The organism is uncultured Shewanella sp., assembly GCF_947497935.1.
Taxonomy (GTDB): domain Bacteria; phylum Pseudomonadota; class Gammaproteobacteria; order Enterobacterales; family Shewanellaceae; genus Shewanella.
This window is the reverse complement of the sequence record NZ_CANMIO010000008.1, coordinates 140,218-165,759: the sequence shown is the minus strand read 5'-3', so window position 1 is coordinate 165,759 and position 25,542 is coordinate 140,218. Positions and strand designations below refer to the sequence as shown.

The 25,542-nt window shown below is 44.2% G+C and carries 22 protein-coding genes; 15 read left to right on the top strand and 7 right to left on the bottom strand.

The features are described from left to right. The first annotated feature begins 65 nt into the window (after positions 1–65). The 6 genes from Q1A86_RS11665 (at position 66) to Q1A86_RS11640 (ending at position 5,970) form a co-directional block, all read left to right on the top strand. Positions 66–1,115 carry a 3-oxoacyl-ACP synthase III gene (locus Q1A86_RS11665; protein WP_299806693.1) on the top strand — a complete coding sequence of 350 codons (1,050 nt, stop codon included), beginning with the start codon at positions 66–68 and terminating at the stop codon, positions 1,113–1,115. An 87-nt stretch (positions 1,116–1,202) separates the two neighbouring features. Beyond that, positions 1,203–2,108 carry an alpha/beta fold hydrolase gene (locus Q1A86_RS11660; RefSeq protein ID WP_299806691.1) on the top strand — a complete coding sequence of 302 codons (906 nt, stop codon included), beginning with the start codon at positions 1,203–1,205 and terminating at the stop codon, positions 2,106–2,108. A 5-nt stretch (positions 2,109–2,113) separates the two neighbouring features. Next, entirely contained in the window at positions 2,114–3,835 is a 1,722-nt protein-coding gene (gene oleC, locus Q1A86_RS11655) for an olefin beta-lactone synthetase (RefSeq protein WP_299806689.1), read from the top strand. 6 nt (positions 3,836–3,841) lie between these two features. After that, entirely contained in the window at positions 3,842–4,963 is a 1,122-nt protein-coding gene (gene oleD / locus Q1A86_RS11650; protein WP_299806687.1) for a 2-alkyl-3-oxoalkanoate reductase, read from the top strand. A gap of 104 nt (positions 4,964–5,067) precedes the next feature. Then, on the top strand, positions 5,068–5,472 hold the full coding sequence (locus tag Q1A86_RS11645; protein WP_299806685.1) for a GFA family protein: 405 nt from the start codon (positions 5,068–5,070) through the stop codon (positions 5,470–5,472). 48 nt (positions 5,473–5,520) lie between these two features. Then, positions 5,521–5,970 carry a hypothetical protein gene (locus Q1A86_RS11640; RefSeq protein WP_299806683.1) on the top strand — a complete coding sequence of 150 codons (450 nt, stop codon included), beginning with the start codon at positions 5,521–5,523 and terminating at the stop codon, positions 5,968–5,970. A gap of 114 nt (positions 5,971–6,084) precedes the next feature. On the opposite strand, the gene Q1A86_RS11635 is transcribed toward Q1A86_RS11640, so the two are convergent. Then, positions 6,085–6,933, bottom strand: coding sequence for a mechanosensitive ion channel family protein (locus Q1A86_RS11635; RefSeq protein ID WP_299806681.1), 849 nt, complete (start codon positions 6,931–6,933; stop codon positions 6,085–6,087). A 256-nt stretch (positions 6,934–7,189) separates the two neighbouring features. Between Q1A86_RS11635 and Q1A86_RS11630 the strand changes: the two genes are divergently transcribed. Together Q1A86_RS11630 and Q1A86_RS11625 are read left to right on the top strand one after the other, a co-directional pair. Then, positions 7,190–7,861: a glutathione S-transferase gene (locus Q1A86_RS11630; protein WP_299806679.1), complete on the top strand. Its 672-nt coding sequence runs from the start codon at positions 7,190–7,192 to the stop codon at positions 7,859–7,861. 256 nt (positions 7,862–8,117) lie between these two features. After that, positions 8,118–8,858: a cytochrome b/b6 domain-containing protein gene (locus tag Q1A86_RS11625; protein WP_299806677.1), complete on the top strand. Its 741-nt coding sequence runs from the start codon at positions 8,118–8,120 to the stop codon at positions 8,856–8,858. A gap of 86 nt (positions 8,859–8,944) precedes the next feature. On the opposite strand, the gene Q1A86_RS11620 is transcribed toward Q1A86_RS11625, so the two are convergent. After that, positions 8,945–9,790 carry an RluA family pseudouridine synthase gene (locus Q1A86_RS11620; protein ID WP_299806674.1) on the bottom strand — a complete coding sequence of 282 codons (846 nt, stop codon included), beginning with the start codon at positions 9,788–9,790 and terminating at the stop codon, positions 8,945–8,947. 321 nt (positions 9,791–10,111) lie between these two features. Between Q1A86_RS11620 and Q1A86_RS11615 the strand changes: the two genes are divergently transcribed. The 3 genes from Q1A86_RS11615 (at position 10,112) to Q1A86_RS11605 (ending at position 14,534) form a co-directional block, all read left to right on the top strand. Next, complete coding sequence (locus Q1A86_RS11615) at positions 10,112–11,833, top strand: phospho-sugar mutase (protein WP_299806672.1); 1,722 nt, start codon at positions 10,112–10,114, stop codon at positions 11,831–11,833. Positions 11,834–12,036: 203 nt separating this feature from the next. Then, positions 12,037–13,038 carry a BMP family ABC transporter substrate-binding protein gene (locus Q1A86_RS11610; protein ID WP_299806762.1) on the top strand — a complete coding sequence of 334 codons (1,002 nt, stop codon included), beginning with the start codon at positions 12,037–12,039 and terminating at the stop codon, positions 13,036–13,038. Then, positions 13,035–14,534 (top strand): GGDEF domain-containing protein, encoded by a 1,500-nt coding sequence (locus tag Q1A86_RS11605; protein WP_299806670.1) that lies wholly within the window; start codon positions 13,035–13,037, stop codon positions 14,532–14,534. Before Q1A86_RS11610 ends, Q1A86_RS11605 begins: the two co-directional genes overlap by 4 nt. 113 nt (positions 14,535–14,647) lie before the next feature. Here Q1A86_RS11605 and Q1A86_RS11600 read toward each other — a convergent pair whose 3' ends face one another. Beyond that, positions 14,648–15,016, bottom strand: coding sequence for a hypothetical protein (locus tag Q1A86_RS11600; RefSeq protein WP_299806668.1), 369 nt, complete (start codon positions 15,014–15,016; stop codon positions 14,648–14,650). A gap of 281 nt (positions 15,017–15,297) precedes the next feature. Between Q1A86_RS11600 and Q1A86_RS11595 the strand changes: the two genes are divergently transcribed. The 4 genes from Q1A86_RS11595 to Q1A86_RS11580 all read left to right on the top strand — a co-directional run bounded on the left by Q1A86_RS11595 (position 15,298) and on the right by Q1A86_RS11580 (position 20,118). After that, positions 15,298–16,179: a helix-turn-helix transcriptional regulator gene (locus tag Q1A86_RS11595; protein WP_299806666.1), complete on the top strand. Its 882-nt coding sequence runs from the start codon at positions 15,298–15,300 to the stop codon at positions 16,177–16,179. A 418-nt stretch (positions 16,180–16,597) separates the two neighbouring features. Beyond that, positions 16,598–18,148 (top strand): Ig-like domain-containing protein, encoded by a 1,551-nt coding sequence (locus Q1A86_RS11590; RefSeq protein WP_299806664.1) that lies wholly within the window; start codon positions 16,598–16,600, stop codon positions 18,146–18,148. A gap of 643 nt (positions 18,149–18,791) precedes the next feature. Further along, positions 18,792–19,277, top strand: coding sequence for a VOC family protein (locus Q1A86_RS11585; protein WP_299806662.1), 486 nt, complete (start codon positions 18,792–18,794; stop codon positions 19,275–19,277). 199 nt (positions 19,278–19,476) lie between these two features. Continuing rightward, the gene (locus Q1A86_RS11580) at positions 19,477–20,118 is read left to right on the top strand and encodes a trans-aconitate 2-methyltransferase (RefSeq protein ID WP_299806660.1); all 642 of its coding nucleotides are present in this window, start codon (positions 19,477–19,479) and stop codon (positions 20,116–20,118) included. 39 nt (positions 20,119–20,157) lie between these two features. Here Q1A86_RS11580 and panP read toward each other — a convergent pair whose 3' ends face one another. The 4 genes from panP to Q1A86_RS11560 form a co-directional block, all read right to left on the bottom strand. Next, entirely contained in the window at positions 20,158–21,804 is a 1,647-nt protein-coding gene (gene panP / locus Q1A86_RS11575; RefSeq protein WP_299806658.1) for a pyridoxal-dependent aspartate 1-decarboxylase PanP, read from the bottom strand. A gap of 262 nt (positions 21,805–22,066) precedes the next feature. Beyond that, on the bottom strand, positions 22,067–23,221 hold the full coding sequence (locus tag Q1A86_RS11570; RefSeq protein WP_299806656.1) for a glycerate kinase: 1,155 nt from the start codon (positions 23,219–23,221) through the stop codon (positions 22,067–22,069). Positions 23,222–23,382: 161 nt separating this feature from the next. Then, positions 23,383–24,741, bottom strand: coding sequence for a GntP family permease (locus tag Q1A86_RS11565; protein ID WP_299806654.1), 1,359 nt, complete (start codon positions 24,739–24,741; stop codon positions 23,383–23,385). 243 nt (positions 24,742–24,984) lie between these two features. Next, the gene (locus tag Q1A86_RS11560; RefSeq protein WP_299806652.1) at positions 24,985–25,521 is read right to left on the bottom strand and encodes a Tfp pilus assembly protein FimT/FimU; all 537 of its coding nucleotides are present in this window, start codon (positions 25,519–25,521) and stop codon (positions 24,985–24,987) included. Positions 25,522–25,542 lie beyond the last annotated feature (21 nt).

The window sequence follows — 25,542 nt, the reverse complement described above, 5'->3', positions numbered from 1 at the left end:
ATAATAAATAACTATCTAGATAGGCTGTAAATCCGCCAATCTTGTGAGCGATTAAAAGCAGTTTCATGAAATATTCCCGCGTTTTTATTAATAGTATGGCCTACGAGCTAGCGCCTGAAGTTGTGTCGACTTCGGAGCTAGAGTCTCGTTTAGCGCCTTTATACCAAAAATTCCGTATTCCAATGGGGCAGCTTGCCACCTTAACCGGGATCCATGAAAGACGCTGGTGGCCCAAAGGGCATCGTTTATCTGATGGTGCTCTAGCCGCAGCCCATAAGGCTATCGATGAAACTGGCGTACAGATCAGCGATCTTGGCGCCGTTGTCTATACCGGAGTTTGTCGTGATCAACACGAGCCAGCGACGGCATGTCGTATCGCTGCCAAACTTGGCGTCTCTAAAGACACCGCTATTTATGATATCAGCAACGCCTGTCTTGGCGTGCTTTCCGGCATTTTAGATATCGCGAATCGTATTGAGCTTGGCCAAATTAAAGCAGGCTTAGTGGTTTCTTGTGAGTCTGCTCGTCATATCGTCGATATCACGATTGATAAGATGCTGGCTGAGCCAACGATGCAAAATTACGCCCAGTCTTTGGCAACCTTAACCGGTGGCTCTGGCGCTGTCGCCGTATTGCTTACCGATGGCAGCTTAGATCTTAAAGGCAACCGTCATCATCAACTTCTTGGGGCAAGCCACTTGTCTGCACCTGAGCACTACGACTTGTGTCAATGGGGCTTAGAAGAGGCGGGGCCGCAGCTCTATCGCGAGTTTATGCGCACTAACGGTGTGGCATTGCTTAAAGAAGGTGTTGAGCTTGCTCGCCATACTTGGAGCCACTTCCTTGAGCAGCGTAACTGGTTGGTTGAACAAGTCGATAAGGTGATCTGTCATCAGGTTGGCGCCTCAAACCGTCGTAACGTTTTGAGTGCGTTAAACATTCCTGAAGAGAAAGAATTTCCAACCTATAAGTTCCTTGGCAACATGGGCACGGTATCCTTGCCTGTTACTGCCGCAATGGCTCACGATCAAGGTTTCTTGAAGAGTGGCGATCAAGTGAGCTTCTTAGGCATAGGCAGTGGTTTGAACTGCATGATGTTAGGCCTTAAGTGGTAATGATATTAAGCCTACGTGTTACTCGTAGGCTTTTATTTACTCGGCTAACTCAGTTACACCTTAAGTATAAGAATGATAGGAAACGTCATGCTAGACACCTTGCACCCATTTAAGCGCAACTACTTAGACAGAAATGGCAACAAACTACAGTACGTGAACGAAGGCCAAGGTGAGCCTGTGGTTATGGTTCACGGTAACCCTAGCTGGTCTTTTTATTACCGAAATCTTATTAGCGCCTTAAGCGATAAGCACCAATGTATCGTACCTGATCATATTGGTTGTGGTTTATCAGATAAGCCCGATGACAGTGGCTACGACTACACTCTTAAAAATCGTATCGATGATTTAGAAGCACTGCTTGAACATCTAGACGTTAAAGAGAACATTACCCTAGTGGTACATGACTGGGGCGGCATGATAGGCATGGGTTTTGCCGCGCGCTATCCTGAGCGTATAAAGCGTTTGGTTATTCTCAATACCGGTGCCTTCCACCTACCGGTTAGCAAGCCATTCCCTTGGGCGTTATCAATCTGCCGTAATACCATGCTAGGTACATTCTTAGTGCGTGGCTTTAATGCGTTCTCATCTGCGGCGTCCTATGTGGGCGTAAAGCGTAAGCCGATGCATAAAGATATCCGCGAAGCCTATGTCGCGCCGTTTAACTCTTGGGCTAATCGAATTTCTACTCTACGTTTTGTACAGGATATTCCGTTAAAGCCCGGCGATCGCAACTATGATTTGGTATCTGATATCGCTGCGAGCTTAAGTCAATTTCAAAATGTGCCAACAGTGATCTGTTGGGGGCTACAAGATTTTGTATTCGATAAGCACTTCTTAACTGAGTGGAAGCAGAGAATGCCCCACGCCGAGGTGCATGAGTTTGCCGATTGTGGTCACTATATTTTGGAAGATGCCAGTGACGAAGTGATTGGCCACATTAAAGCCTTTATGGAAAAAACTGAAAAGCAAACTCCCACAGAATCGGTAGCTTAAACTTCATGGTAAGTCAGTTGATTCAAAACAATGACGGCGCAAATTTGTGCCGTCATTTAGTTAGTGCCGCCCAGACAATTCCCAATTCGCTGGCGGTTGCCGTGCAGCAAGCTAATGGCAAATCAGTCAGTGCTTTACGTTATCAAGAGATGGACTTTCAAACCCTCAATGCCAAAAGTGACGAGCTCGCCAGTGCGCTGGTAAATCACGGCTTAGCGCCTGGCATGAAGGCGGTGTTGATGGTCACGCCTAGCATCGATTTTTTCTGCTTAACCTTTGCGTTGTTTAAGGCTGGTATTATTCCAATCTTAGTTGATCCCGGTATGGGGGTTAAAAACCTTAAGCAGTGTTTTATTGAGGCAAAACCCGACGCTTTTATCGGGATCCCCAAAGCCCATATTGCGAGACGCTTATTTAGCTGGGGCAAGCCCACAGTTAAGCATCTAATCAATGTGGGCGGAAATGCTCTGGCTCGAACCTTATCAGGCGCCATAGACTTAGATACTTTAGTGAAGGGGAATTCGTCTACAGTCACAGAGACATTTAACATGCAGTGGCTCGATGAAGACGCCATGGCGGCAATCTTATTTACCAGTGGCAGTACTGGTACGCCAAAGGGCGTGGTCTATTCCCATAAGATGTTTGAGGCGCAAATTAGCGCGCTTAAACATGATTATGCTATCAAACCTGGAGAGCGTGACTTAGCGACCTTCCCGTTATTTTCACTGTTTGGCCCAGCATTAGGCATGGCATCTATCGTGCCGGATATGGATGCCAGTAAACCCATTACCGCCAATCCTGACTTTATCTTTGCCGCCATCGACAAATATCACTGCAGCAATATGTTTGTGAACCCAGCTTTGATAGAGCGCCTTGGTCAAGCTGGCGAAGTTAATCAGCATAAACTGAGCAGTATTAAACGGGTGATCTCAGCGGGTGCTCCAGCGACCATCTCATCGATTAAACGCTTTAGTCAGATGCTTAATCATGGCGTTGAGGTACTTAACTCTTATGGGGCAACTGAGTCTCTGCCGATTAGTAAAATCGGTAGTCAGGCGCTGTTCGATACGACTGCTGTCACCGATAACGGCGGCGGAATTTGTGTCGGTAGTGCCATTGGTGGGGTAGATATCGCTATCATTAAGATTGATGAGCAGCCTATCGAACAATGGGACGACAGTCTAGGTTTACCTGCGGATGCCATAGGCGAAATCGTCGTTAAAGGCCCTATGGTGAGCCGTAGCTATTATCGGCGTGATAGCGCAACCCAAGTGGCAAAAATCCAAGATGGTGACAGTATTCGCCACCGCCTGGGCGACTTAGGTTACCTAGATAGTGACGGCTTACTGTGGATGTGTGGCCGCAAGGCCCATAGGGTCGACGCCGATGCTTTACCGGCTACTAATAATCAGGCTAAACGTTATTACTCTATTCCTTGCGAACGCATTTTTAATACCCATAGCGATGTGAAGCGTAGCGCTCTCGTTGGCGTAAAAGTGGCTGGAAAAGTCACGCCGCTTATCTGTATCGAGCTTAAGCAATCAGTTGTCTGCTCGTTATCTGGAGTGCTTTACAGTGAGCTTAGAGCGATTGCGGAGCAGCATGAGCAAACTCAAGGCATCGAACGTTTTCTCATTCATGCAGACTTTCCTGTCGATATTCGCCACAACGCTAAGATTTTCCGTGAAAAGTTAGCCGTTTGGGCACAAAAGCAAATTAAAGAGTAGTGTATTTTGTCATTAGCTAACAAGCATCAAACTCCAGTGCTCGGGGACTTTTTAGCCCAAGAGCAAGCCGCACTTTTAGCACTTAAACAAAATGTGACTCGTGCCTTTGTGACCGGAGCGGGGGGGTTTCTAGGTAAAGCTATCTGTGAGCGACTTTTGGCCGCAGGTATCGAAGTCACGGGGTTTGCTCGTGGTGAATATCCGGCATTAAGCGCCATGGGCGTGAAGATGTTGCAAGGGGATATTGCCGATGAGCGCACACTGCTCGATGCCATCCAAGGCTGTGATCTTGTGTTTCATGTGGCATCGAAAGCCGGGGTTTGGGGTAGCAAACAGAGTTACTTCTCACCCAATGTGGATGGTGCGCGTCATATCATCAATGTCTGTAAAAAGTGTAATATTGAGTATCTGGTCTATACCAGTACGCCAAGCGTCACCTTTGCTGGGGTCGATGAAGTGGGCAATGATGAGTCTGCGCCTTATGCAGAGAAATATCTTAATTTCTACGGTGAGTCAAAGGCGATTGCCGAGCAGATGATGCTTAGCGCTAATGGGGATAAGCTCACGAATGGTAAGCTTTTGGGTACCACTGCGTTAAGACCACACCTGATTTGGGGGCCACGGGATCCCCATCTAGTGCCTCGGGTGCTCGAGCGCGCAGAGGCTGGCAAACTTAAGCTGGTAGGAAGTGAGGATAAGCTAGTTGATACCATCTATGTGGGTAATGCGGCTTATGCACATATTTTGGCGGCATTAACACTGAGTCAAAATGACAAAGCGAACCAGGCCGCTTGCGCGGGTAAAGCCTATTACTTGAGTAACGATGAGCCGATCACAATGGCGGCCATGCTCAATAAAATACTCGCCTGTAAAAATCTACCGCCAGTGACCAAGCGAGTGCCGAGTAATCTTGCCTATGTCGTCGGATGCGTTCTTGAATCGCTATATGGATTATTGGGTAAGCAAGATGAGCCGATTATGACTCGCTTTGTCGCAAGACAGCTTTCGACTAGCCACTATTTCGATATTGGCGCGGCTAAGCGCGACTTAGGTTACCAAGCGTTAGTTAGTATCGATCAGGGAATGGTGCAGCTTAAGACGTCTTTACAACAAAGCAGACTAGGTTAATACTCACAACTGAGTAAACTAAAATAGCAGCAATATACTTGCTGCTTTTTTATGAGTGAAATTAGATTTGTTTGTTTCTCAACTGACTGATATAAGGATATATTATGGCTAAGGCAAGTTGTAACTGCGGTCAGCTCTCAGTAGTGGTTGTGGGCGAACCTGTGCGTGTCTCGGTTTGTCACTGTTATGCTTGTCAGAAGCGTACAGGCAGCGCATTTGGTGTACAGGCGAGATACCCATTAAGTGCGGTGACTTTTAATGGCTCTAGTCGCGCTTATCAACGCATTGGCGATGACGGTGGCAAAATTAAATTTAAGTTTTGCCCTGATTGCGGCTCAACGCTGTGGTTCACTATGAATGTCATGTCTGATGTTGTAGCTATCCCATTAGGTAATTTTGCCGGCGAAAATGGTTCAGATTTTTCGCTTCCAACACCTAACACTTCGGTTTATCAAACACGCTGTCATGACTGGGTGAGGCTTGATGGTATAGATGACGTTTACGATTAACTTGCTATATGAGTGGCCATAAAAAGCATTGAGGTTCATGGAGGAGTTATGAAATCGTTTTTGGTGTTGCTAAGTCAGATTTTGCTGGCGTTTGTTGTGATATGCACTCCCTTGAGGGCGGCTGAGAAGATTAATCCATTCATTGGCAGCTGGAAGTTAATTTCCGGCAAGTACCTAGATGGTAAAGGCCAATGGGTTGAATACGCAGATCTCAAGCTTAGTGCAATCAAGGTGATCTCCGCCAATCATTTTAGCTTTACGACGATGAAAAATATCGGGTCAGAAGCTAAGCCTGAACTTGAGTTTTGGGCGGCTGCAACTGGCTATTATCAATATACGGCAACCGATTATATCGAATATCCGCATTTGAACTCATTTGGTGTCAAAGCTGGAGAGTCCTTCGCCTTTACTTATGTCATAGAGGGCAAAGAGTGGCGTACAGAGCGAACGGAAAATGGTGAGTTAAAGGAGCAAGAATTCTGGTTAAAGTTGGACTGATTGACTGTTTAGGAGCTTTTATCCGAAGCGAAAACCCAGCACGCAATAAAAGTGAAGACCAAAATAAAACGCAGCATAGATAAGATGCTGCGTCTCTTAAGCTTTAGGCTCTACTTAGAGCAATCTATCTTTTCCAAATGCCTCGTGGTAGGCAATCATAAAGTCTTCTCTGATTAATTGCTCTAAATGAACGGCTTTCTCTGTAGGACAAAAAATCATGATATGAACGTGTTGCTCGCCGTTAGCACCGCTATTGATATGGATATGCGGCTCAGCGCCCGGCAAGTCCACACCAGCATGTTTTTCTATCACGCTATTATAGCGTTTAGCCACTTCACTAAACTCTTCACAGTGGGCTTCAATCTTCTCATATAGCTCAGGGAAAAGAGGATACATATTCACAAACTCAACCACGGTAATGTGGAAATCATGGTAGACATAGCGCTTCATGAAATTGAGATTCTTGACCGCATAGCTGAAGAACATACTGTTAGGCAGCGTCGCGGTTTTACCCGTGAAGTGGTATTGACCATGATAAAGGTCAATCTCTTGAATAACCGTCGCCATTAAGTTGTGCTCAATGACTTCACCGCAAATTTTGCCGACTTCAATCCAGTCGCCAATCACAAATGAGCGTGAGCTTGCTCTTTGTATCGAACCGGTAAAGCATAAAATAATCTCTTTCGATGCCACAACAAAAGCGATAGCGATAGCCGTCACCGACAGGGCAAATTTGCTGATCTCTGTCTGCCACAGCATAAACAGGATAATGATGATTAACAGGAAGGTGCCGTTTTTGGTGCGTGACATCCATTTCCGCTGCACTTCCGTTAAAAACGCCACATCACCTCGAATTTGTGAAATCACCAAGCGCTTAACCAATGAAATAAGAACAATGATTAATATTGTTAGCAATAGCTTATGGTTTAACAAAAACTCCAATGCGATATTTAGCTTATCCACGAAACCTCTTTCGACACTTATAAATGGTTGCAATGCTGGCAGATAAATCGTCGTCAGTGAGTGATTTAATCATTATTGCAGATAATAGATAACTCTAAGGTTATCATAGATAAAAAACAAGTTAGCCACTACTGGACAGATTACTCGGTTGAGATTGAATTAAACTTAATTGTTCCTGTTCTACAAAGATGAATATCTTTGATAAGTGATGTGGCTATTTATTGTTATCGAAATCTTAGTTAGGGATAAAGTTATCATGAGCGCTGTATCATCAAACCCCGTACTTTACTCTTTGCGAAATTGCCCCTATGCGATGCGGGCTAGAATGGCGATTTATGTCTCTGGGCAATCGGTACAGCTTAGGGAGTTAGTTTTAACAGATAAGCCAAGTCAATTGTTGGAGTCGTCTCCTAAGGGGACGGTACCTGTTCTAGTGCTCCCCAATGGCGAGGTGCTCGAGCAGAGTCTTGATATCATGCTATGGGCATTTGAGCAGGGCGATTCGGCCAATTATCTAATGTCATTCGATCCTACTCTGCGGGATGATATGTTCGACTTGATAGCGCTTTTTGATACAGATTTTAAGCAGTGTTTAGACTTGTATCGCAGTGCTAAACGTTATCATGATCAAGATTTGCCTAGCACTCGACAGGCCTGCGAGCGTTACATATACATTTTGGAGCAGCGGCTAACAACCAATCCATATCTATTTACCACAAGCCCCTGTCTTGCCGATCTTGCTATCATTCCCTTTATTCGCCAATTTGCTCGGGTTGAACGCCAGTGGTACCTAGCTTCTCCTTACCCGAATGTAAGAGGCTGGCTAAATAGCTATCTGCAAAGTCCAATGTTTAGCAAGATCATGGCAAAATTTCCGCTATGGTCAGCCAATAATGCTCCAGTCATCTTTGGGGCTGATTACTTGTAAACTGCGACCGTTTTCTCTTTGTTTATTTTCAGTAGTCTGTCATTTGCATATCGGTATTGAACATTGGCATAGAATGGTTGGTTAGCGGCCTGCTCAATTAGCGTAGCATATTGCCTGCTGTCTGTTATTTTTTCTTTACTAGCCCTCTAGTCTTTAAACTTTAATTTACTGAAAAAACAGTTTAGAGGCGTATCATATACAGACTAGATTGTAATTTTGTCGCTATGACTGAGCCAACATTTTCGGGGGAAAATTGATGAGTGAAAAACAACATAATAATATTGAGACCGTATCTATTTACCAAGTGTGGGATAAACCGGTGCGTATATTCCATTGGGTTAACGTGATTCTAATCACTTGCCTGATGTTTGTCGGTTTAGTCATGTTGTTTAAAGCCGAGCTTGGCATAAGCGGCTTAGCAGCTAAGATAAAACTTAAAGAGGTGCATATTGTTATTGGCTATCTTTTTGTCATTAACCTGTTTGTGCGTTTGATATGGGGCGTTATTGGTAATGGTTATGCCAAGCTTTCGCATATCTGGCCTAGCTTTAAGGCTGCAAGTGATTATCGAAAAGCATTAATGGCGGGCAAGAATCCACAGTATTTAGGCCACAACCCGCTTGGTAAGCTTGCTGTTAGCGTGATATTTGTGCTGCTAATTGTGTTAGCTGCAACGGGATTATTCAGAGCAGGAACCGATGTCTTTTATCCGCCGTTTGGCTCGACAATCACTAGCTATATTGCTGCCGATGGCGTAGAACCTGTCACGCTAAAACCCTATGATGATACTGGGGTTAACCCTGATAAAGTTGCCCAGATGAAGCCGTATAAGAGTCTAGCGGGAAAGGTACACTTATATAGTTCTTATCTGTTAATGCTACTGGTTTTTATCCATATTCTTGGTGTGGTTATTGCAGAGCTTAAGCACCAGCCTGGTATTGTTTCTGCTATGTTTTCAGGCAAGAAACGTCTTAGAGATAAGCCTGTAGACGAATAAAACCGATAGTCATGAATAGCAAAAGCCCACTGTAAAAGTGGGCTTTTTTGTTTGTCGCACTATTTGCTTGTCGCACTAAAGGATAATTATTGCGATTGAAACTCTGGGCGATAGGTTTGGGGCAATTCAAAGACCTTTTCTTCACCTGTAACGGGGCAGACAAAGCTTAAATGGCAGGAGGTGAGCTGCAGGTTCGGCGTGAGATCACTGCCATTGCCATGCTGCCGATCACCGACCACTGGATGACCAAGACTTGCCATATGAATACGAATTTGATGCTTACGACCAGACTCAATTTTCACTTGTACTTTCGACTGGTTAAGCTCGCTGTTGTACTCCAGAATATGGGCGTGGGATAAGGCTTTTTTATTATCGACATCGGTATCGATAGTGATCTGGCCATCGGGAAACCTACCTTCCACTATTACCTGATAAAATTTATCTAATGCACGAGTCTCAAACAGTTTAGCGATAGCGGCGGTCACTTTTTTATTATGTCCCAATACAATTAGGCCAGTCGCCGCCAAGTCGAGTCGATGAATAATATAAGCGTTGCGAGCAGGATTTAAGTGAGTTTCTATAAAGCGATTGATTGTGGTGTGATCGCTCCATTTCGACCCTTGGCAACGCATACCAAAAGGTTTGTACCAGATACTATACTGCTCTTGATCAAACAACAGCTCTGCATCGGCAACCGTTTCATCTAAGACGGCTTGATTGTAATAAAGGTGCAGTTCATCCCCGACTTTTAAGGCTTTTTTAGCACGGCGTAATCGATTGGTTTGTTTTCCATGACCATGCCAAACGGCCCCTTTTTGCATAGCTTGCTTAATCACTTGCTTGGATAAGCCCGTTGCTTGTGCGAGCAAGCTCACCGCATCAACATCGCTAGATGGCACTTTGATATGAGTTTCTATTTTTAACGGGATCATGATTAAATTTTTCACAGCAAGGAGTTATTGAGCAAGCCAGTAATTTTACACTATTAGCGAACGTTTGGCTCATGGTTCACTGTTTTCTATTAAATGCTGGAAGAATGGGTAAAGCGTCTAGTCGCTACAACACCTGTTTGCTGTGAATGTGCAGCTTTAGTGTGATGAAAATTTAATGCAAATTGTCTTGTTCTTGCTAACTGCTAGGCTTAGTGTTTAGTTAATTAAGATTGCGGTAATGCAGTTAGTTGAGTTTGTGGTTTCAGCCGCTCAATATTGATGGCTATAGCGTTACCGAGTAAATAACAAATGGAGTGAGTTATGGACACGCAGTTGGCATTGAGAGTGAAGCATTGGATTGAAAGCGACCCCGATCCGCGTATGCAACAAGAGTTGCAGCAGTTAGTCGACTCGGGTAATACCAATGAACTTGAGGCGCGTTTTGCTGGCAGATTAGCATTTGGTACCGCTGGGCTGCGGGGGATAGTCGGCGCCGGTCCCACTCGTATGAACCGCTTAGTCGTCCAGCAAACCTCTGCTGGCCTTGGCGCGTATTTAAAGGCGCAAATTAGTGATGTGGCCACTCGAGGGGTGATTATTGGCTACGATGGTCGCCATGACTCGAAGCAGTTTGCCCATGACGCCGCGAGTGTCTTAACCGCAATGGGAATAAAGGTTTACCTAACGGCTAATGTCGCAGCAACGCCGCTGGTGGCCTTTGGCGTATTACATCTTGGCACCGCCGCTGGCATAGTGGTTACAGCCAGCCACAACCCACCGCAATATAACGGTTATAAAGTCTATTGGGGCAATGGCGCGCAGATTATCCCGCCTCACGATTCAGGTATCGCAGCCCGTATCGATAGCGCCTCGACCGCTAAAGTAGCCTTGCTTGATGCGGATAAAGCCAAGGCGACAGGCTTGTTAGTGATGCTGGAAGATGATTTTTATGACACATATCGTCAAGGTGTCAATCAAGCTGGTGTATTACAAAACCACACTCAACCTAACTCGGTCAGCTTAGCCTACACGGCAATGCACGGTGTAGGTAATGAAATGGCACTTAATGTGCTCAAAGATGCTGGTTTTACAAAAGTTTATAGTGTTGCAGAGCAAGCTGAGCCCGATGGTGATTTTCCAACGGTCAATTTCCCTAACCCTGAAGAGAAGGGGGCGATGGATATGGTCATTGCTGAGGCGAAAAAACACAATGCTATGCTTGCCTGCGCAAATGATCCAGATGCAGACCGTTTTGCGGTTGCGGTGCGTAAAGATGATGGCGAATACCAAATGCTGACAGGCGATCAGGTTGGCGTGTTATTTGGCCATTACCTGCTGACTCATGCCAGTGAAAATGAGCGGTTAACCTGCACCACGATTGTGTCGTCGAGCTTATTGTCAAAGGTTGCCCAGAGTCTAAAGGCGACATGTAGAACCACGCTGACAGGCTTTAAGTGGTTAACAAACGTGGGGATGAGTGAAGAGACCGATGACAATCGCTTTCTGTTCGCCTACGAAGAGGCGCTGGGTTACACAGTAGGCTCTATGGTATGGGATAAAGACGGTTTATCAGCGCTAGTGGCATTTGCTCAGCTAACAGCAGAGCTCGCTAGCCAAGGGCAAACGATTTGGGACAGGCTTGAGAGCATTTACCGTGAGCAAGGCTTCCATCTCAATGCTCAGGTGAGTATCGCACTAAAACCGACTACACCGAATATTGGTGCTTATTTGCGTGAGAATCCGCCAACGGAAATCGCAGGGCATAACGTGGTATCGGTCGATGATATCAGCCTAGCTAAACGCTTCTTTTCTGATGGCACTGTAGAAGAGGTTGCACTACCCGCCAGCGATGTTTTGATCTATCGTCTTGAAAATGGTGCTCGAGTTATCGTAAGACCATCGGGAACAGAGCCTAAGATTAAGTGTTACTACGAAGTGGTAGAGTCTATGAGCGCCGATGACAGCTTAGAAAGCGCACAGCAAAGAGCTCAGATTGAAATGGGTCGCTTTATCGAAGCGCACCAGGCGGCGTTGCCACATTAGATTGCTGCAATATGTCCAATTTCACAGAAATAGATCACGTTTTTATTGAGCGGTGATCTATTTCTAGTTTGAGCTCACAAATTACTATCAGTAAGCATTCTTCAAATCCTCTTTTATCCTTATAATCAACAACATTACCCCATATATTAAGTATTGAGTTTATTGGCCTCGGATTAAGGCCAATAGAAGAGTTGACACTATTGATGATAAAAATCTGGTTCTTGCTGTTAATCGCAATGTTTTCCTCCCATGTCATGGCTACACAAGAAGAGATAAAACCTTTAGTACTATTTCAAGGAGAGGTAGCAGAGGGATCATTTCTACATTTAATTGAGCAAGGGATCATAGACTTTGAAAATGTGTCATCAATACCTGTGGAACAAGTGCGATTGAGAAGAGATAACGGTCATTATCTTGAAGAGCTCGAAAAAAGTGCTCTCGCAGGCTTTAGTCCAATCGTAGTGCAAGACTCCAATTCAATAGAGACTTTTGGCAATATCGCCAAAGCGAATCCCGCCACTAAATTCATCTCGTTAGATGTGGCTTATGATATTCCCAATATTTTAGGCCTCACCTTTAACCATGCAGAAGGGGCTTATGTCATTGGCTTTATTGCGGGATTGAAAACGAAAACCAATCATGTTGGTTTCATCGGTGCCATAGACATTCCGGTTATAGAAACTTTTCGTTGTGGATATGAACTTGGTTTAAAAAAGACCAATGCAAAGGCAAATTTATCGACTCGTTATATTAATAAGGGGGAATTGTCTTGGGATGACTTCGAGTCGGCTAGAAAGTTAACCGAAGAGATGGTGAACCGTCAGGTAGATATTGTTTTCCCTGTCGCTGGTAATGCGAGTAAGGGGGTTATGGACACCATGAAGGAGTCTGGTCCTGGGCACTATAGTTTTGGAATAGACTTTAATAGTAACCATCTATATCCAGACACCTTGCTAGCTTCATTTGAAAAACGTTCTGATAAAGCCATTTTTGCCGCGTTGATGTTATTGAAAAATGGGATCTGGAATAGCAACGAAAAGCATTTTGGCATTAAGCAAGGCATTATCGAAATCACAGTGAACCCTGACAACGCGAGTTTATCCAGCAATGATAAGCAACAAATTAGCGAGCTTATCATTCAGCTAAAGGGAAAAAATAACGCTATTTCCCGTCAAATATCGACTCAATGTGAGATTGGAAGATGAAAAGGCTTTCTACTCATCTCATTATGCTATACATAGTGATAACTCTGGTTCCAATGCTGGTCATTGGCGGTTTTATCGTTACAAAGAGCTTGCTTGCTGAACAGAATGAATGGCTTAGTTTGTATGATAAGGTCTTATTACAACAGTTAATCAATGCCGAAAAGTCACTGGTTGAATTTGACCTTCCTTTAGCGGAGTTAGTTGTTAATGATTTTTCGCGCTTAGATTATATTCGAGCCGTAAAGTTGGAGTCTGAGCTTTATGCCATGACCTTTGCTGAAGTGGTTAACTCGAGTACCAAGTCGGAGAAACTGACATTACTGAGTTACCCAATTACTGACTCGACAGGTGGCCGGCTAGGTCAGTTAGTGATCTATAAAGACAATGATGCGCTAAGCTCTCACGTTTATTCCGCTGTTCTACCCAAGACACTATTTTTTGTGATATTGGTGAGTTTTATCTCGCTTCTTTTTAGCCATAAAATACTCTCAATTTTTAAGAAGCCGTTTAAAGATGTTCACCAGTTCACTCGATTAGTGGCAAGTGGAGAGTTTGAAACTCCACCTCCCACACATAATAAGTTTATCGAAATAGATGCGATCTTCTCTTCCTTAGAGATGATGAGAGTGCGTTTATTTAATTCTAGAAATCAATTGAAGCAGAGTGAAGAGCGTTACTCGCGAACTTATAATTTGACTCAGGTCTGCTTATTTGTTGTTGATGTCAAAACCTGCAAAATAATTAGGGCTAACCAAACGTTTACTCAACTCATCACTGATGTCGAAGTCATTAATTGTGCGCATGCCGCAAGGTTAAAGCGTTTTGTTTCTCAGCTTTTGCTGAGCAACGAGGGCCATAGCTTTGAATACACCATAAGTGTTAAAGGCTCGGTAAAGCATTTCCAAATTAATCATTCAGAGCGAATACAAAATGAAATCGAATGCTCGGCATTAGATATCAGTGAGCTAATTGCTGCAAGGGAGTCTGTTGAACTACAGTTGCGCACAGATGCATTAACAGGGATCCCAAATCGGGTGAAATTTAATCAATTTGTTCAGCAAGTTGAGAATAAGAAACATGACAAGTTTGCCTTTATGATGCTAGATCTTAATGGCTTTAAAGCCATCAATGACAATCATGGTCATTTAGCGGGTGATGAAGTACTACAAACAATCGCGCAACGTATTGCCAGTTGTATTCATCCATTTGGACATGTGTATCGATTAGGCGGCGATGAGTTTATTGTTAGCCTTACAGGTGATTACAGCCGAGATAAACTACAAAAGATTGCTCACTCTATTATGCAGTTAATAGAGAACCCTATTCATTATGAGGAGGAGACATTCTATATCTCTTCGAGTATTGGTATTAGCCGTTATGATGCAAGCGATACGGTATCAGTTGGAGAAATATTGAATGAAGCTGATATGGCCATGTATCATGCTAAAGTTAACCAGCTCCACCCAGTTTTTTCAGATGAAATAGGCTTAGGTTAAGCACTGATATCCCCTCTCTTATCGTACCCCTAAACTGAAATCTCTAAATTTAAATCTACGTGTTTTTCTAAGGGAAAAGGAGAGGGAGATAAGGGTTTATTTTTTAATAAGACTTATTGGCGTTTGTTTTGTGCGCAGGAGTCTCTATTAAATAGGCTGACTCGTTGCTTTAATGGCTGCGACTTGAGCTCAGTAAATACTAGACTTAAAAGATAAAAAACCGCCATGCATAATAATAGCGCTTGTTTCCAGCCTGCGTCATTGGTGAGAGCAAAAAACAAAAACGCACTTAAAAATACTGCATTTATGATCTCGCGAGTGTTTACGATGAATCGATTTCTACAGATGTCGTGTTCAATGTAGATGGGGTTGGCTAATCCTCCAAGCTTCACTTTAAGTTTATTGCCTCGTTCTTCTACTTGGTAGCCAAGAGCAACTAGCTCAGCCTTTAGCTTATTATTTAGTCCATTATTTAGCTTCATCCTTGCTTCTTTCTCCATTGTATCGTTTTTAGCTATGTAGTCTTTCAACTAGGGCAAGCTTCACGAAGCGCATAGTGTAGTGGCTTAGTTAATCTCGAACCTGAAATTTAGGCCTTAAAATATCGAGGTTATACTTAATATTGAGAGCTGGGTATTGATTTGTTCTCATGTTTATTGCTTCTTCGGTTTCGTTATTGGATAGTTCGCTAAAGTAGTTGTTGATGTTTTATTTCAAGCACAGAACGTGTCTGTTGTGTGTTTTGAGCGGTAGGTATAAGTGGATGAAGAGTGTTCCTAATGTCGAATTTAGAGCCCCTAGTATTAAAAAAGCGGGTGTCGAAATATTAGATTTGGAGACTTTTTATACTAAGTTGTCTAAGTGTGATTTTTGTCCATCGCAGCCCCATAGAATTAATTACTTTTGCTTTATCTATATAGTCGAGGGTGAAGGGGGACATTTTGTTGACTTTAAATATCACCCTTTTAAAAAGGGGAGCTTTATTTTTGTTAATAAACATCAAGTGCACGCTTTTGACTTGAAGAGTCGCCCGAAAGGTAAAATGATCAATATTACCGAAGAGTTCTTAAATAGTATTTTAACCAATATCCGCATTCCTTTTTTCACACCGACCCATCTAGTGAGTACTCAGCAGCCACTTTTAACTCTGAGCACGTCGTTGGTCGATACCTGCGACAACTTACTGTTTGAAATCAATAAGGCGCAGGAGTGCGAGACAGAAGCGCCGTTTCTGGTGCAATTGTTGTTTTCGGCATTACTGGTTGCGTTGGCGGCAGAGAGAAAAACTGATGCGCAGCATTTAAGCGAAGTTCAGGCGCTTCGTTTTCAGCAGTTCTTATTACTTATCGAGAGTAAAGCCGCTCACACCCGAGACGCATCGGACTATGCTGAAATGCTACATATTTCATATAAATCGCTTAACCAACTTTGCAAGCAAGCTAGCGGACAAACAGTCAAGCAATTGATTGATGCTCATGCCATTCTCGAGATCAAGCGTAGATTAATTATCGGTAGCGCTAAAATTCAAGAGATTGCTTACGAGCTGGGTTTCGATGACGTGACCTACTTTGTGAAGTTCTTTAAACGTCATACTCATTTGACGCCATCTCAATTCAAAGATAGTGCGGCTACATCCCCCTCTTAACCCATATTTTTAAACCATTTGAGCACACAGTGAGACTGATAATTAAGTCATCAAGCTCACATTGTTGCCGCTAGGTACGAAAAACACCATTTTTGGGATAAAAAGTCCATTACGACCCTGTCGTTAATTGGCTATTTTCAACCTTGTAAATTAGAGATAAACGAATCCCTCTCTCTTTCATAAAACTTTTCCCCTTTAGTCGGGGGAGAAGTTTTATGCGGCCTGATAAATATGTAAAGGGTTGATAATTATTATTTATTTAAAAGTTTACAGGCAGATGTGCCGAGTCGTAGAGGGATTTTTTCATCTCAATTTTATTTAATCGCTATTTCTACTTTCGGGAATGGGTGGTTAATTTTTAGCAGTAAAAACATAAAAATTTAAATATAAGTGCAATGATAGTTTTGCTGGGAATATCATGATGAACAACTTAAACGCTTTATATAAAAAAGTGTTACTCGCAAGTATGGCAAGCGTATTGGTTGCCTGTGGCTCTGACAATAATGATGTCGTAATGCCACCGCCAAGTGACAATAACCCGCCGATTGCTCAGCCAACAACAGCTACGGCTATTGTGGGCACACCAGTAATGGTTGATGCGATTGCCAACGATACGGATCCTGATGGCGATGCGCTAACGCTAACAGTAGTGGAGTTAACCGAAGGCACAGGTAAAGGAGTAATTAAAGACAATCAGTTACTGTTCACTCCTGAACAACCTGGCACAGTAGTGTTTAGCTATACCGTTGCCGACCCAGAAGGGGCGACCGATAATTCGACCGTGACAATCAAGGTGTCTGAAGTTACTGAGACCGGCAGTTTCGTGGGAACGCAAACCTGTTTAACCTGTCACACTGATAAAGCAACCTTCTTAGAAACTGGGCATAACTTTAAGCTGAGTAAGATTGAGAACGGCGAGGCGCCACAGTTCCCATTTACCTCATTAGAAGGTTCTGTAGAGTTACTTCATGGTGCTGATAATAGTGCTGGCACCCCAAACAGTTGGGATGAAGTGAGTTATGTTATCGGTGGTTACTACCGCACCGCCATGTACCTTGACAGTAACGGTTATATTTTGTCGGGTACCGGGGTGCGTGCAGCATTACCACAAAACGGTGAAGATTTTAGTATCGATCATATTGCTGCCTACGCACCAGGTGATGAGCCTGATGCCCATCCTTTCGACTGTGGTCATTGCCATACAACGGGCTGGAAAGATCACACGCCAAATTCACCTCTAAACCCTAACCATCAAGACGGTTTAGTCGGTATCGATGGTACGTTTGAATATACAGGTATTCAGTGTGAAGCGTGTCATGGTGCGGGTGGAAAGCATATTAAGTCTCAGTCAGCGGATGACATTGACCGTATTGCTCAGGGCCGTTACACGTCAGATTTACAGCAAGCAGATATGGCATTTGGTAAGGCCATTACTTGTGCTGAGTGCCACAGTAAAAAGACCAATCGTAAGTTCCCAACCTTTATCAGTGAGCACAACCAAGACTTTGGTGGCGACAGCATAGGCGGTCGAACCATACCTTATGATCTTGGTGGTCGAGTGGCTGGTGATGCACTACTGGGTATGGATGCCGATACGGGTGTCGTGACAGGTAAGAAACATGATATGGCATGTCATACTTGTCATAACCCGCACCAGTCTAAGATCAATGATGACCAACCTGGCCATGAAAATGCGATGGTGAAGCAGTGTGTTGATTGCCACTATGATAAACCGTTTACACCTGAGCTTGAGGTTCATAGCTTTGTGGCTAAGTGTGAAAGTTGCCATATGCCTAACAACAAACACTTCTTTAGGATTAATTTGGAGCACCCTGCTTCTAGCCCTGAGAACTTCTCTAAAGATGGCAAGTATGTTCAGCCATGGAATACTTCGAAAGATAGCTGTTCAGCCTGTCATAAAGTAGATTATGACGAACGTGCCGCTTTAATTAAGAAGATGCATCAGTAAAACAGATCCTTGAATTTAAAGCCCCATTCGTTGGGGCTTTTTCTGTTTTAAGGTGTGTCCTGTCTTGAGATAAGTTGACACTTTGTATGAGGGTGACTAAGTAATAGGTGGCATCAAGATAAGTATGTGGATTGAGTCATGGATATTGATATCGTTGATCCTTCGATAAGGCGCTGGCAAGGATAAGTGTTGAAGTGCTAGAGCTTACTTACGATCTGGGCAATATCACATGTTATTTACTTTCCCAAAGGCCTGAACTATCGATTCTTGTGCCCGACATGGAGCGCTTTACTGAGGCTGAACATACGCTACGGCCAAAATAAACGGCTAGTCTCTTAATTAATACATAGCCTATATATTAGGACTCTCAAGATAGTCATTATCTCGAGTTCATGCTAATTGCAATTCAAGCATTCCTCTTCATTTGCCGTTCCCTTAACGATGAGGTATCTCTGGTTTTTCAGTGAAATAACTGCGATGGAAAGCAAGAGTAAAATATCCTTGAAAACCTCTTATAAATTAAAGCTATCATTTTAATAAAAAGTGATAATTTCTAATTATTACTGCTGCCGCATATACTCATTTCATCGAAACAAGCTGTTTATTCAAGCTGTGTATTAATCATCAGTATCTGGAGTTAATTATGAAAATGAATCATGTGGGGATCATGGTAGGCGATATGGACAAGGCTGTTGAGTTTTATACTAATGCTCTTGGTCTTAAAGTCGTTATGGGTAACACTCAGGTTGAAGAAGAGCGTGAAACTGCAATCGGTAGAATGTGTGTCGCCGTTTTTGGTGAAGGTTTTAAAGGGTTTAACATTGCACACTTAGTTACGACTGATGGGATCGGTGTTGAACTGTTTGAAATGAAACAGCGTCAAGAGCGTCATCAAGTAGACTTTTCTCGAATAGGAATTTTCCACTTTTGCCTTCAAACCGATGACTTTCACGGTGTGATTGAGCGTACCGAAAAGTTTGGTGGCAAGGTTCGTATGGATATTATGCGTTATCACCCAGAAGATGATAGTAAGCAAGCTAAGATGGTGTATCTAGAAGATCCATTTGGCAATCTATTTGAGCTTTACTCGCACACTTATGAAGAGACATACTCGTCTGAATATGAGTAATAGACTCGCTCGCTTAGATAATTTGCTTAAATAAATAGATTAAAGAAATTGCTTTGAAGGGCTGACCAAGTGTCGGCCCTTTTTATTAGCTATTCAGAAGCTGCCTTCACTTGCATGCTATAACATACCTTTGTAAAGGCTTGAATATTTAACATCACTCGGTAGGATTGAATTATTCACACTATAAATAGAAAGTGTCATGACAATTCAACTAGATAGAAACCAGATTTCAGTAAATACCTTTAATAAGCTGGCGCAGCGATATCAAGATAAGTATATGGATTTGGCTATGTACATTGATACGTTTGAGCCTTTCATAAATGCGCTGCCTAAGCAAAATAGCACTGTACTTGAGCTTGCCTGTGGCCCGGGAAATATCACCCGCTATCTGCTATCACTAAGGCCTCAGCTCTCTATTCTCGCAACAGACCTTGCACCCAACATGGTGAGAGTCGCCAAGCAAAACAATCCACAAGTAGCAGTTATGCAACTTGATAGTCGCGAGCTTAATTCGCTAGACGGATGCTTTGACGCGATTATGTGTGGCTTTTGTTTACCCTATTTAAATCAACAGGAAGCACTAAGCTTAATTAAAAATGCAGCAAAGAGACTGACAGCTAATGGTGTGATTTATTTAAGCGTTATGGAGGGAATTGAGCGCGAGCCCCGTAAAGACATATCCAGTGATGGCGACCAGATGTTTACCTATTTTCATCAAGGGAAGGTTTTACGTAGCGCGCTTGAAGCGGCTGGATTTAGCGTCATTGATCTTAAACGTAAGCAGCAAGCTAGCTCGATAGGTGAGGTAACGGATCTGTTTATTACAGCAAGACTCGATTAAAGCATAACGCCAATCGAGCCTTGCAACACAATGGTTGAATTAGCTTTGCGCTAGTGAGAGGAGCTGTGGCAAGTACTTGGTTTCACTCTTGGCAATCTGCGCTTGTTCGGCTAACACTTGCTGTAAAATGTCATGGCTAGTGAGTGGGTTGGCTAATACCACCCTAAATACCACGGCTTTAAGATCCATGAGCTGGTGGCTTTCAGGATTAATTCGGGTTCGTGATACAAACGAGGTGCCTTGCTCGCGCTGAGTTTTTTGTACAAACTTAGTTAGACCATCGAGCAAACCATTGAACTGTGCGAGCGTTGCTGTATCACCTATTTCACGAGCTTTGGCCATCGCGTTTTGTACCGATTGTGGCACATAGCGGTAGGTGAGCAGACAAAGCTCAGGTTTAGACACCAACTCAAAGTCGGCTTCAGCGGTGATCAAGTCTGCAAAATAACGCGCCTTCTCTAGGCTGTTATTAATCAAAATTTCATAACCTTCGCGGCCTATCACCTTAAGGCAAGCATGTACTAGCATTGCCATACCTGGGCGAGAGCCCTCTAAGGTCTGACTGCCTAAGTCTTTCGAGCCTTGACGTAGGATATACTCGGCATGATGTTTAATGGCGTTAGCAAAGGTTGGGTCTTTAAAGATCACCATACCTGCGCCCATGGGGACATACATCTGCTTATGGGCATCTATGGTGACCGAATCGGCGCGCTCAATCCCGGCTAACAGGTGACGGTATTTATTCGATAATAGACTGGCGCCGCCCCATGCAGCGTCGACATGGAAGTGACAGTTTAGCTCAGCGGCTAGATCGGCAAGCGCATTTAGCGGATCAATATTGCCAGTTTCTGTAGTCCCGGCAACGCCGACAATCGCCATCACCTTAACGTTATCTTGGTCAAGTTGCGCTGCGATTTCATGCATCTTAACCACATCGACCTTGTTATCGTCCGATGTGGGGACTTGAATGATGTTTTCTCGGCCAATACCGAGTAAGTCTGCAGTTTTAGCAAGTGAATAGTGACCGCGCTCAGAGACCAAGATAGCTAAGTCATCATAACCGTAATGACGCAGGCCTTTGACTAGGCCTTGCTTGGCGATCCCTTTAAAGTCACCGTCAGCCTTGAGAAGTTGATTACGCGCCGTCCATAAAGCTGTGATGTTAGCCACTGTGCCGCCAGAGCAAAATGCACCTAAAGAGACATTGGCACTGTGCATCCAGCTTTGATAGAAGGCCTCATCTTGGTCATAAATAAGATGATGCATCATGCCAAGTACTTGGCGTTCTAGTGGCGTAAAGGCCTTAGATGTCTCTATTTTTACCAAGTTTTGATTAAGCCCGACCATCATCTTAGACAGAGGTAAAACGAAGTAAGGCAGGGCAGAGGTCATGTGACCGATAAAACTAGGCGCTGAGGTGTGTACAGAGTGTGCCACCAAGGTCTGCATCATGTTGTCGGCATAATCGGAGACAAATTGCGGCGCAGCAGGTATATGATATTGCTGAAAGTCCAATTCAACTTCAGAAAGCGGTTTCTCAACTGCCACGACGCTTTCTTGTAAGAAACCCATTAGGTTTTGCGAGATATTTTGCTCAATTACACTAAGGGTAGAGTCTGGGGCTTCTGGAACCGTGAAAATTCGCAGTAACGCCTCTTCTGATGCGGTGGCTTTTCTTGCTGTCATGGGGCTAACTTTCTCTACTAATCACGCTGCTTTCTACACTAAACTGCCGATAGAAGCAGAAGGTCAAAACAGGCGCTCAAAACGGACGGTCACTTTACTTTATGCTTTATAGCGCATCAAGTAGAAAAATAACTTGCGAGGTTTGATTGCTGTAAAACTGCAGGATCAGAATAGAGGTCTTTACTGTGAGAAAAGATTATTTATCACGTCACAAAAAACAAAAGGCGCAGTTAGGCGCCTTTTGTTTGTGGTTTTTGGCAGGTTATTTCACTGCTGATAGCGCGTATAGCGCGGCGATATTTTTAGCTGTGCTGTAAAGGTTATGTTTGGCGCTGCTAAGCACCTCTGCTAGTGGTAGGGCTCTTGGAGTAATGGAGAACAGCGCGTCAATACCATGTTCAAGTAGTATGTTGGCATCGTCACTTACGCAGCCTGCGATGGCAATAACCTTTATCCCCTGCGCCTTAGCAACTCCGGCAACGCCCATTGGCGTTTTTCCGTGTAGGGTTTGGCTATCGAGGCGACCTTCACCTGTGATCACGAGATCTGCCCCTTTGCTCAAACCTGCCAAATTAACCGTTTGCATCACGATATCCACGCCAGGTTTTAGCTCGGCATTTAAAAAGCTCATCACACCTAGTCCCATGCCGCCAGCGGCTCCTGCACCGGGGATATCTCTATTATCCACCATGCCAGCACTTGCGATGATATCGGCGTAATGACCAAGTGCTATATCGAGCTGCGCTACCATGGTACTCGTTGCGCCTTTTTGCGGACCAAAAATAGCCGATGCACCTTTAGCTCCACATAGCGGGTTATTCACATCACAGGCGACCTCAAAGCTGCACTCTTTGATTAATGGATGTAAGTCGCTCAAGTCGAGCTTAGCTAATTGCAACAAGGCTGCGCCGCCAACAGTAATGGCTCTGTTGTCGCTATCGAGTAAATGTGCACCTATGGCCTGAGCCATACCAGCGCCGCCATCATTGGTCGCGCTGCCACCAAGGCCTATGATGATATGTTTAATGCCGCGATTGAGGGCATCGACAATGAGTTCACCTGTGCCATAGCTGGTCGTGATGAGCGGGTTACGTTTGTCCTCGGCAACTAAGTGCAGTCCCGATGCCGCAGCCATTTCAATAACGGCTGTTTTTTTATTACCCTGATAACCCGCGCCTAAAATGCCATAAAAGGCACTAACCTTGTCGCCTAATGGGCCCGTGACATCGAGGGTGATAATCTTGCCGTCTGTAGCATCAACCATTGACTGCACTGTGCCTTCGCCACCATCGGCAACAGGGACTTTGATATATTCAGCAGTGGGCAGTACGGTGCGAAATCCACGTTCAATCTCATTAGCCACTTCCATTGCGCTTAGGCTTTCTTTGAAAGAGTCGGGGGCTATCACAATTTTCATGCAGTTTTCCTATAAGACTCAATCTAATCAATTAAATCAGATAAATCTTGATATGTATGGGGGGGACTTAAGCCAGCAACCTAAAGTGGCTGTTAACATCATTCGTGAGGTTAAGGATAGGCGAGCATCTTAATGCTCGCCTACTTCAAAACAGTGAGTGTTTATAGCAACACTAAGCTGAGTAGATACACTAAAGCCATAGCGGTCACGCCTTGAATTAGTGTTGCCATGGTTTGGGCTTTGTAAGCTTGCTTAACACTCATACGGCTAAACTGAGTCACGACCCAGAAGAAGCTGTCGTTTGCATGAGATACTGTCATCGCACCTGCACCAATGGCCATAACCGTCAGTACGCGGCCCATATCACTGGCAAGACCGATATCACCAAGCATAGGGGCAACAAGCGCTGAAGTTGCCACTAACGCGACAGTTGAAGAGCCTTGCGCCGACTTAAGCGCGGCAGCAACCACGAATGGCATAAAGATGCCAATACCCAGTGCTGAAAGTGACTCACCCAAGAAAGTACCAATATCGGTTGCTTTTAGTACGGCACCAAATGCACCGCCCGCACCTGTGATAAGTAAAATTGGTGCAGCAACCACTAAGCCTTGGCTAATACGCTCGCTAAACTCCTTGACCTTATCGCTACCTTTTAACAGTGATAATGATAAGAATAGACCGATCATTAATGCATTAACGGGTTGACCTAAGAAAGCCAAAATATCGAATAGCACGCCATCGCCAAGTGGCGCAGATGGGAAGTTAGCAACTGAGCCTAGACAGATCATTAAAATCGGCACAAAAATTGGTGCAAACGCACGAGTAGGGCTAGGAAGCTCACCATAGGCTTGCTTAAGCTTGTCGAAATCCTCTTTGTGCGTTAGCAGCTCTTCAGCGCCTTCACCGTCAGGTTGGGTATTGGCAAAACGGTTTGCCCACAGGGTACCTGCTAATGCGGCAACGGCGGCAACGAAGATACCCACAAAAATCACTAGGCCTAAGTTTGATTCAAGGCCAAGGTTACCCGCAGCTGCAATTGGGCCCGGTGTTGGCGGCACAAAGGTATGCGTGGCATACAGACCCGTTGCGAGTGCGACGCTCATAGACACGCTAGAGACCTTCATGCGGTTAGCCATCGACTGCTTGAGCGAGTTTAAGATCACAAAGCCAGAGTCACAAAATACCGGGATAGATACGATATAACCGATAATCGACATGGTTAGTGTAGGGAAGCGCTTGCCCAAGACTTTAATCACCACATCTGCCATGGTAATTGCCGCCCCGCTTTTTTCTAAAATAGTACCTATGATGGTACCTAATACGATGACCAGACCGATGTAGCCCAAGATCCCGCCAAAACCAGAGGTGATGGTCTTAGCGATATCGGCGCTCGGTAGGCCGTAGGCAAAGGCGGCAAGAAACGATGCCAGAATAAGGGTTAAAAACGGATGAAGCTTAAATTTAGCGGTGGCGATGACGATAAACGCAATCACGGCCAATAAGATCAGTACTAGGCTCATAGGGATCCCTATTTGGGTATTTTTATATGTAAGGTTTGTTTTATTTATGCCGAGTAGGGAGCACTGAGACTGACAGCGCACCAAGGTATTTCAGGCCGAAATATTATGCGGTGCTCATTGGTATAATTCTTTGGTGAAATTCACCAATTTTGACCAAGGCTGAAAAGTTTTATTGTGCATTTGCACAGTGGATCGCTCGGGAGCTTAATTAAGAGATAAGCGCCGCAAATCGGCACTCAATTGTTAGCAGTCACTGTGTTTGACGGTAATGACAGGTTCAGTGGCGTTAATGGCATTTTCGTAACGAATATGGCAGTTAAAACTGACGCTTTTATCATTAAGATCTTCTGAGAAAAAGATGTAAATATGGTTGTTAGCCGTGGACTTGTCGATAAAGAAAGGCGCCGCATCGTTATCAAGCTTGATAGCGGTCAGTGACACAGAGTCAATATCGAGCCAGGTACGAACCTGACGATTAAGCTCGTCGAAGCTGTCGTTGCCATCAACAGCGGGATAACCATTATAAAGGGGGATTGATACACCAGCATATTCAATGCTACCAAAATCGACATTTTCCCCTTCTATAACCGCTTTGCTGTGGACTAGGTCCAAACCACCTTTCATGGCAGCAGCGATGCCGTCCAGCACTGCGACTTTACTGTCGGCGTGAAAATTAACAAACTTAGGCAAGGCGATAACGGCGAGGATCCCAAGCACAATAATTACGACCACCATCTCAATGAGGGTAAAGCCACGTTTAGGGGCGGAGATTGCGGTCATAATGTTCCCTTTGAGCGGACG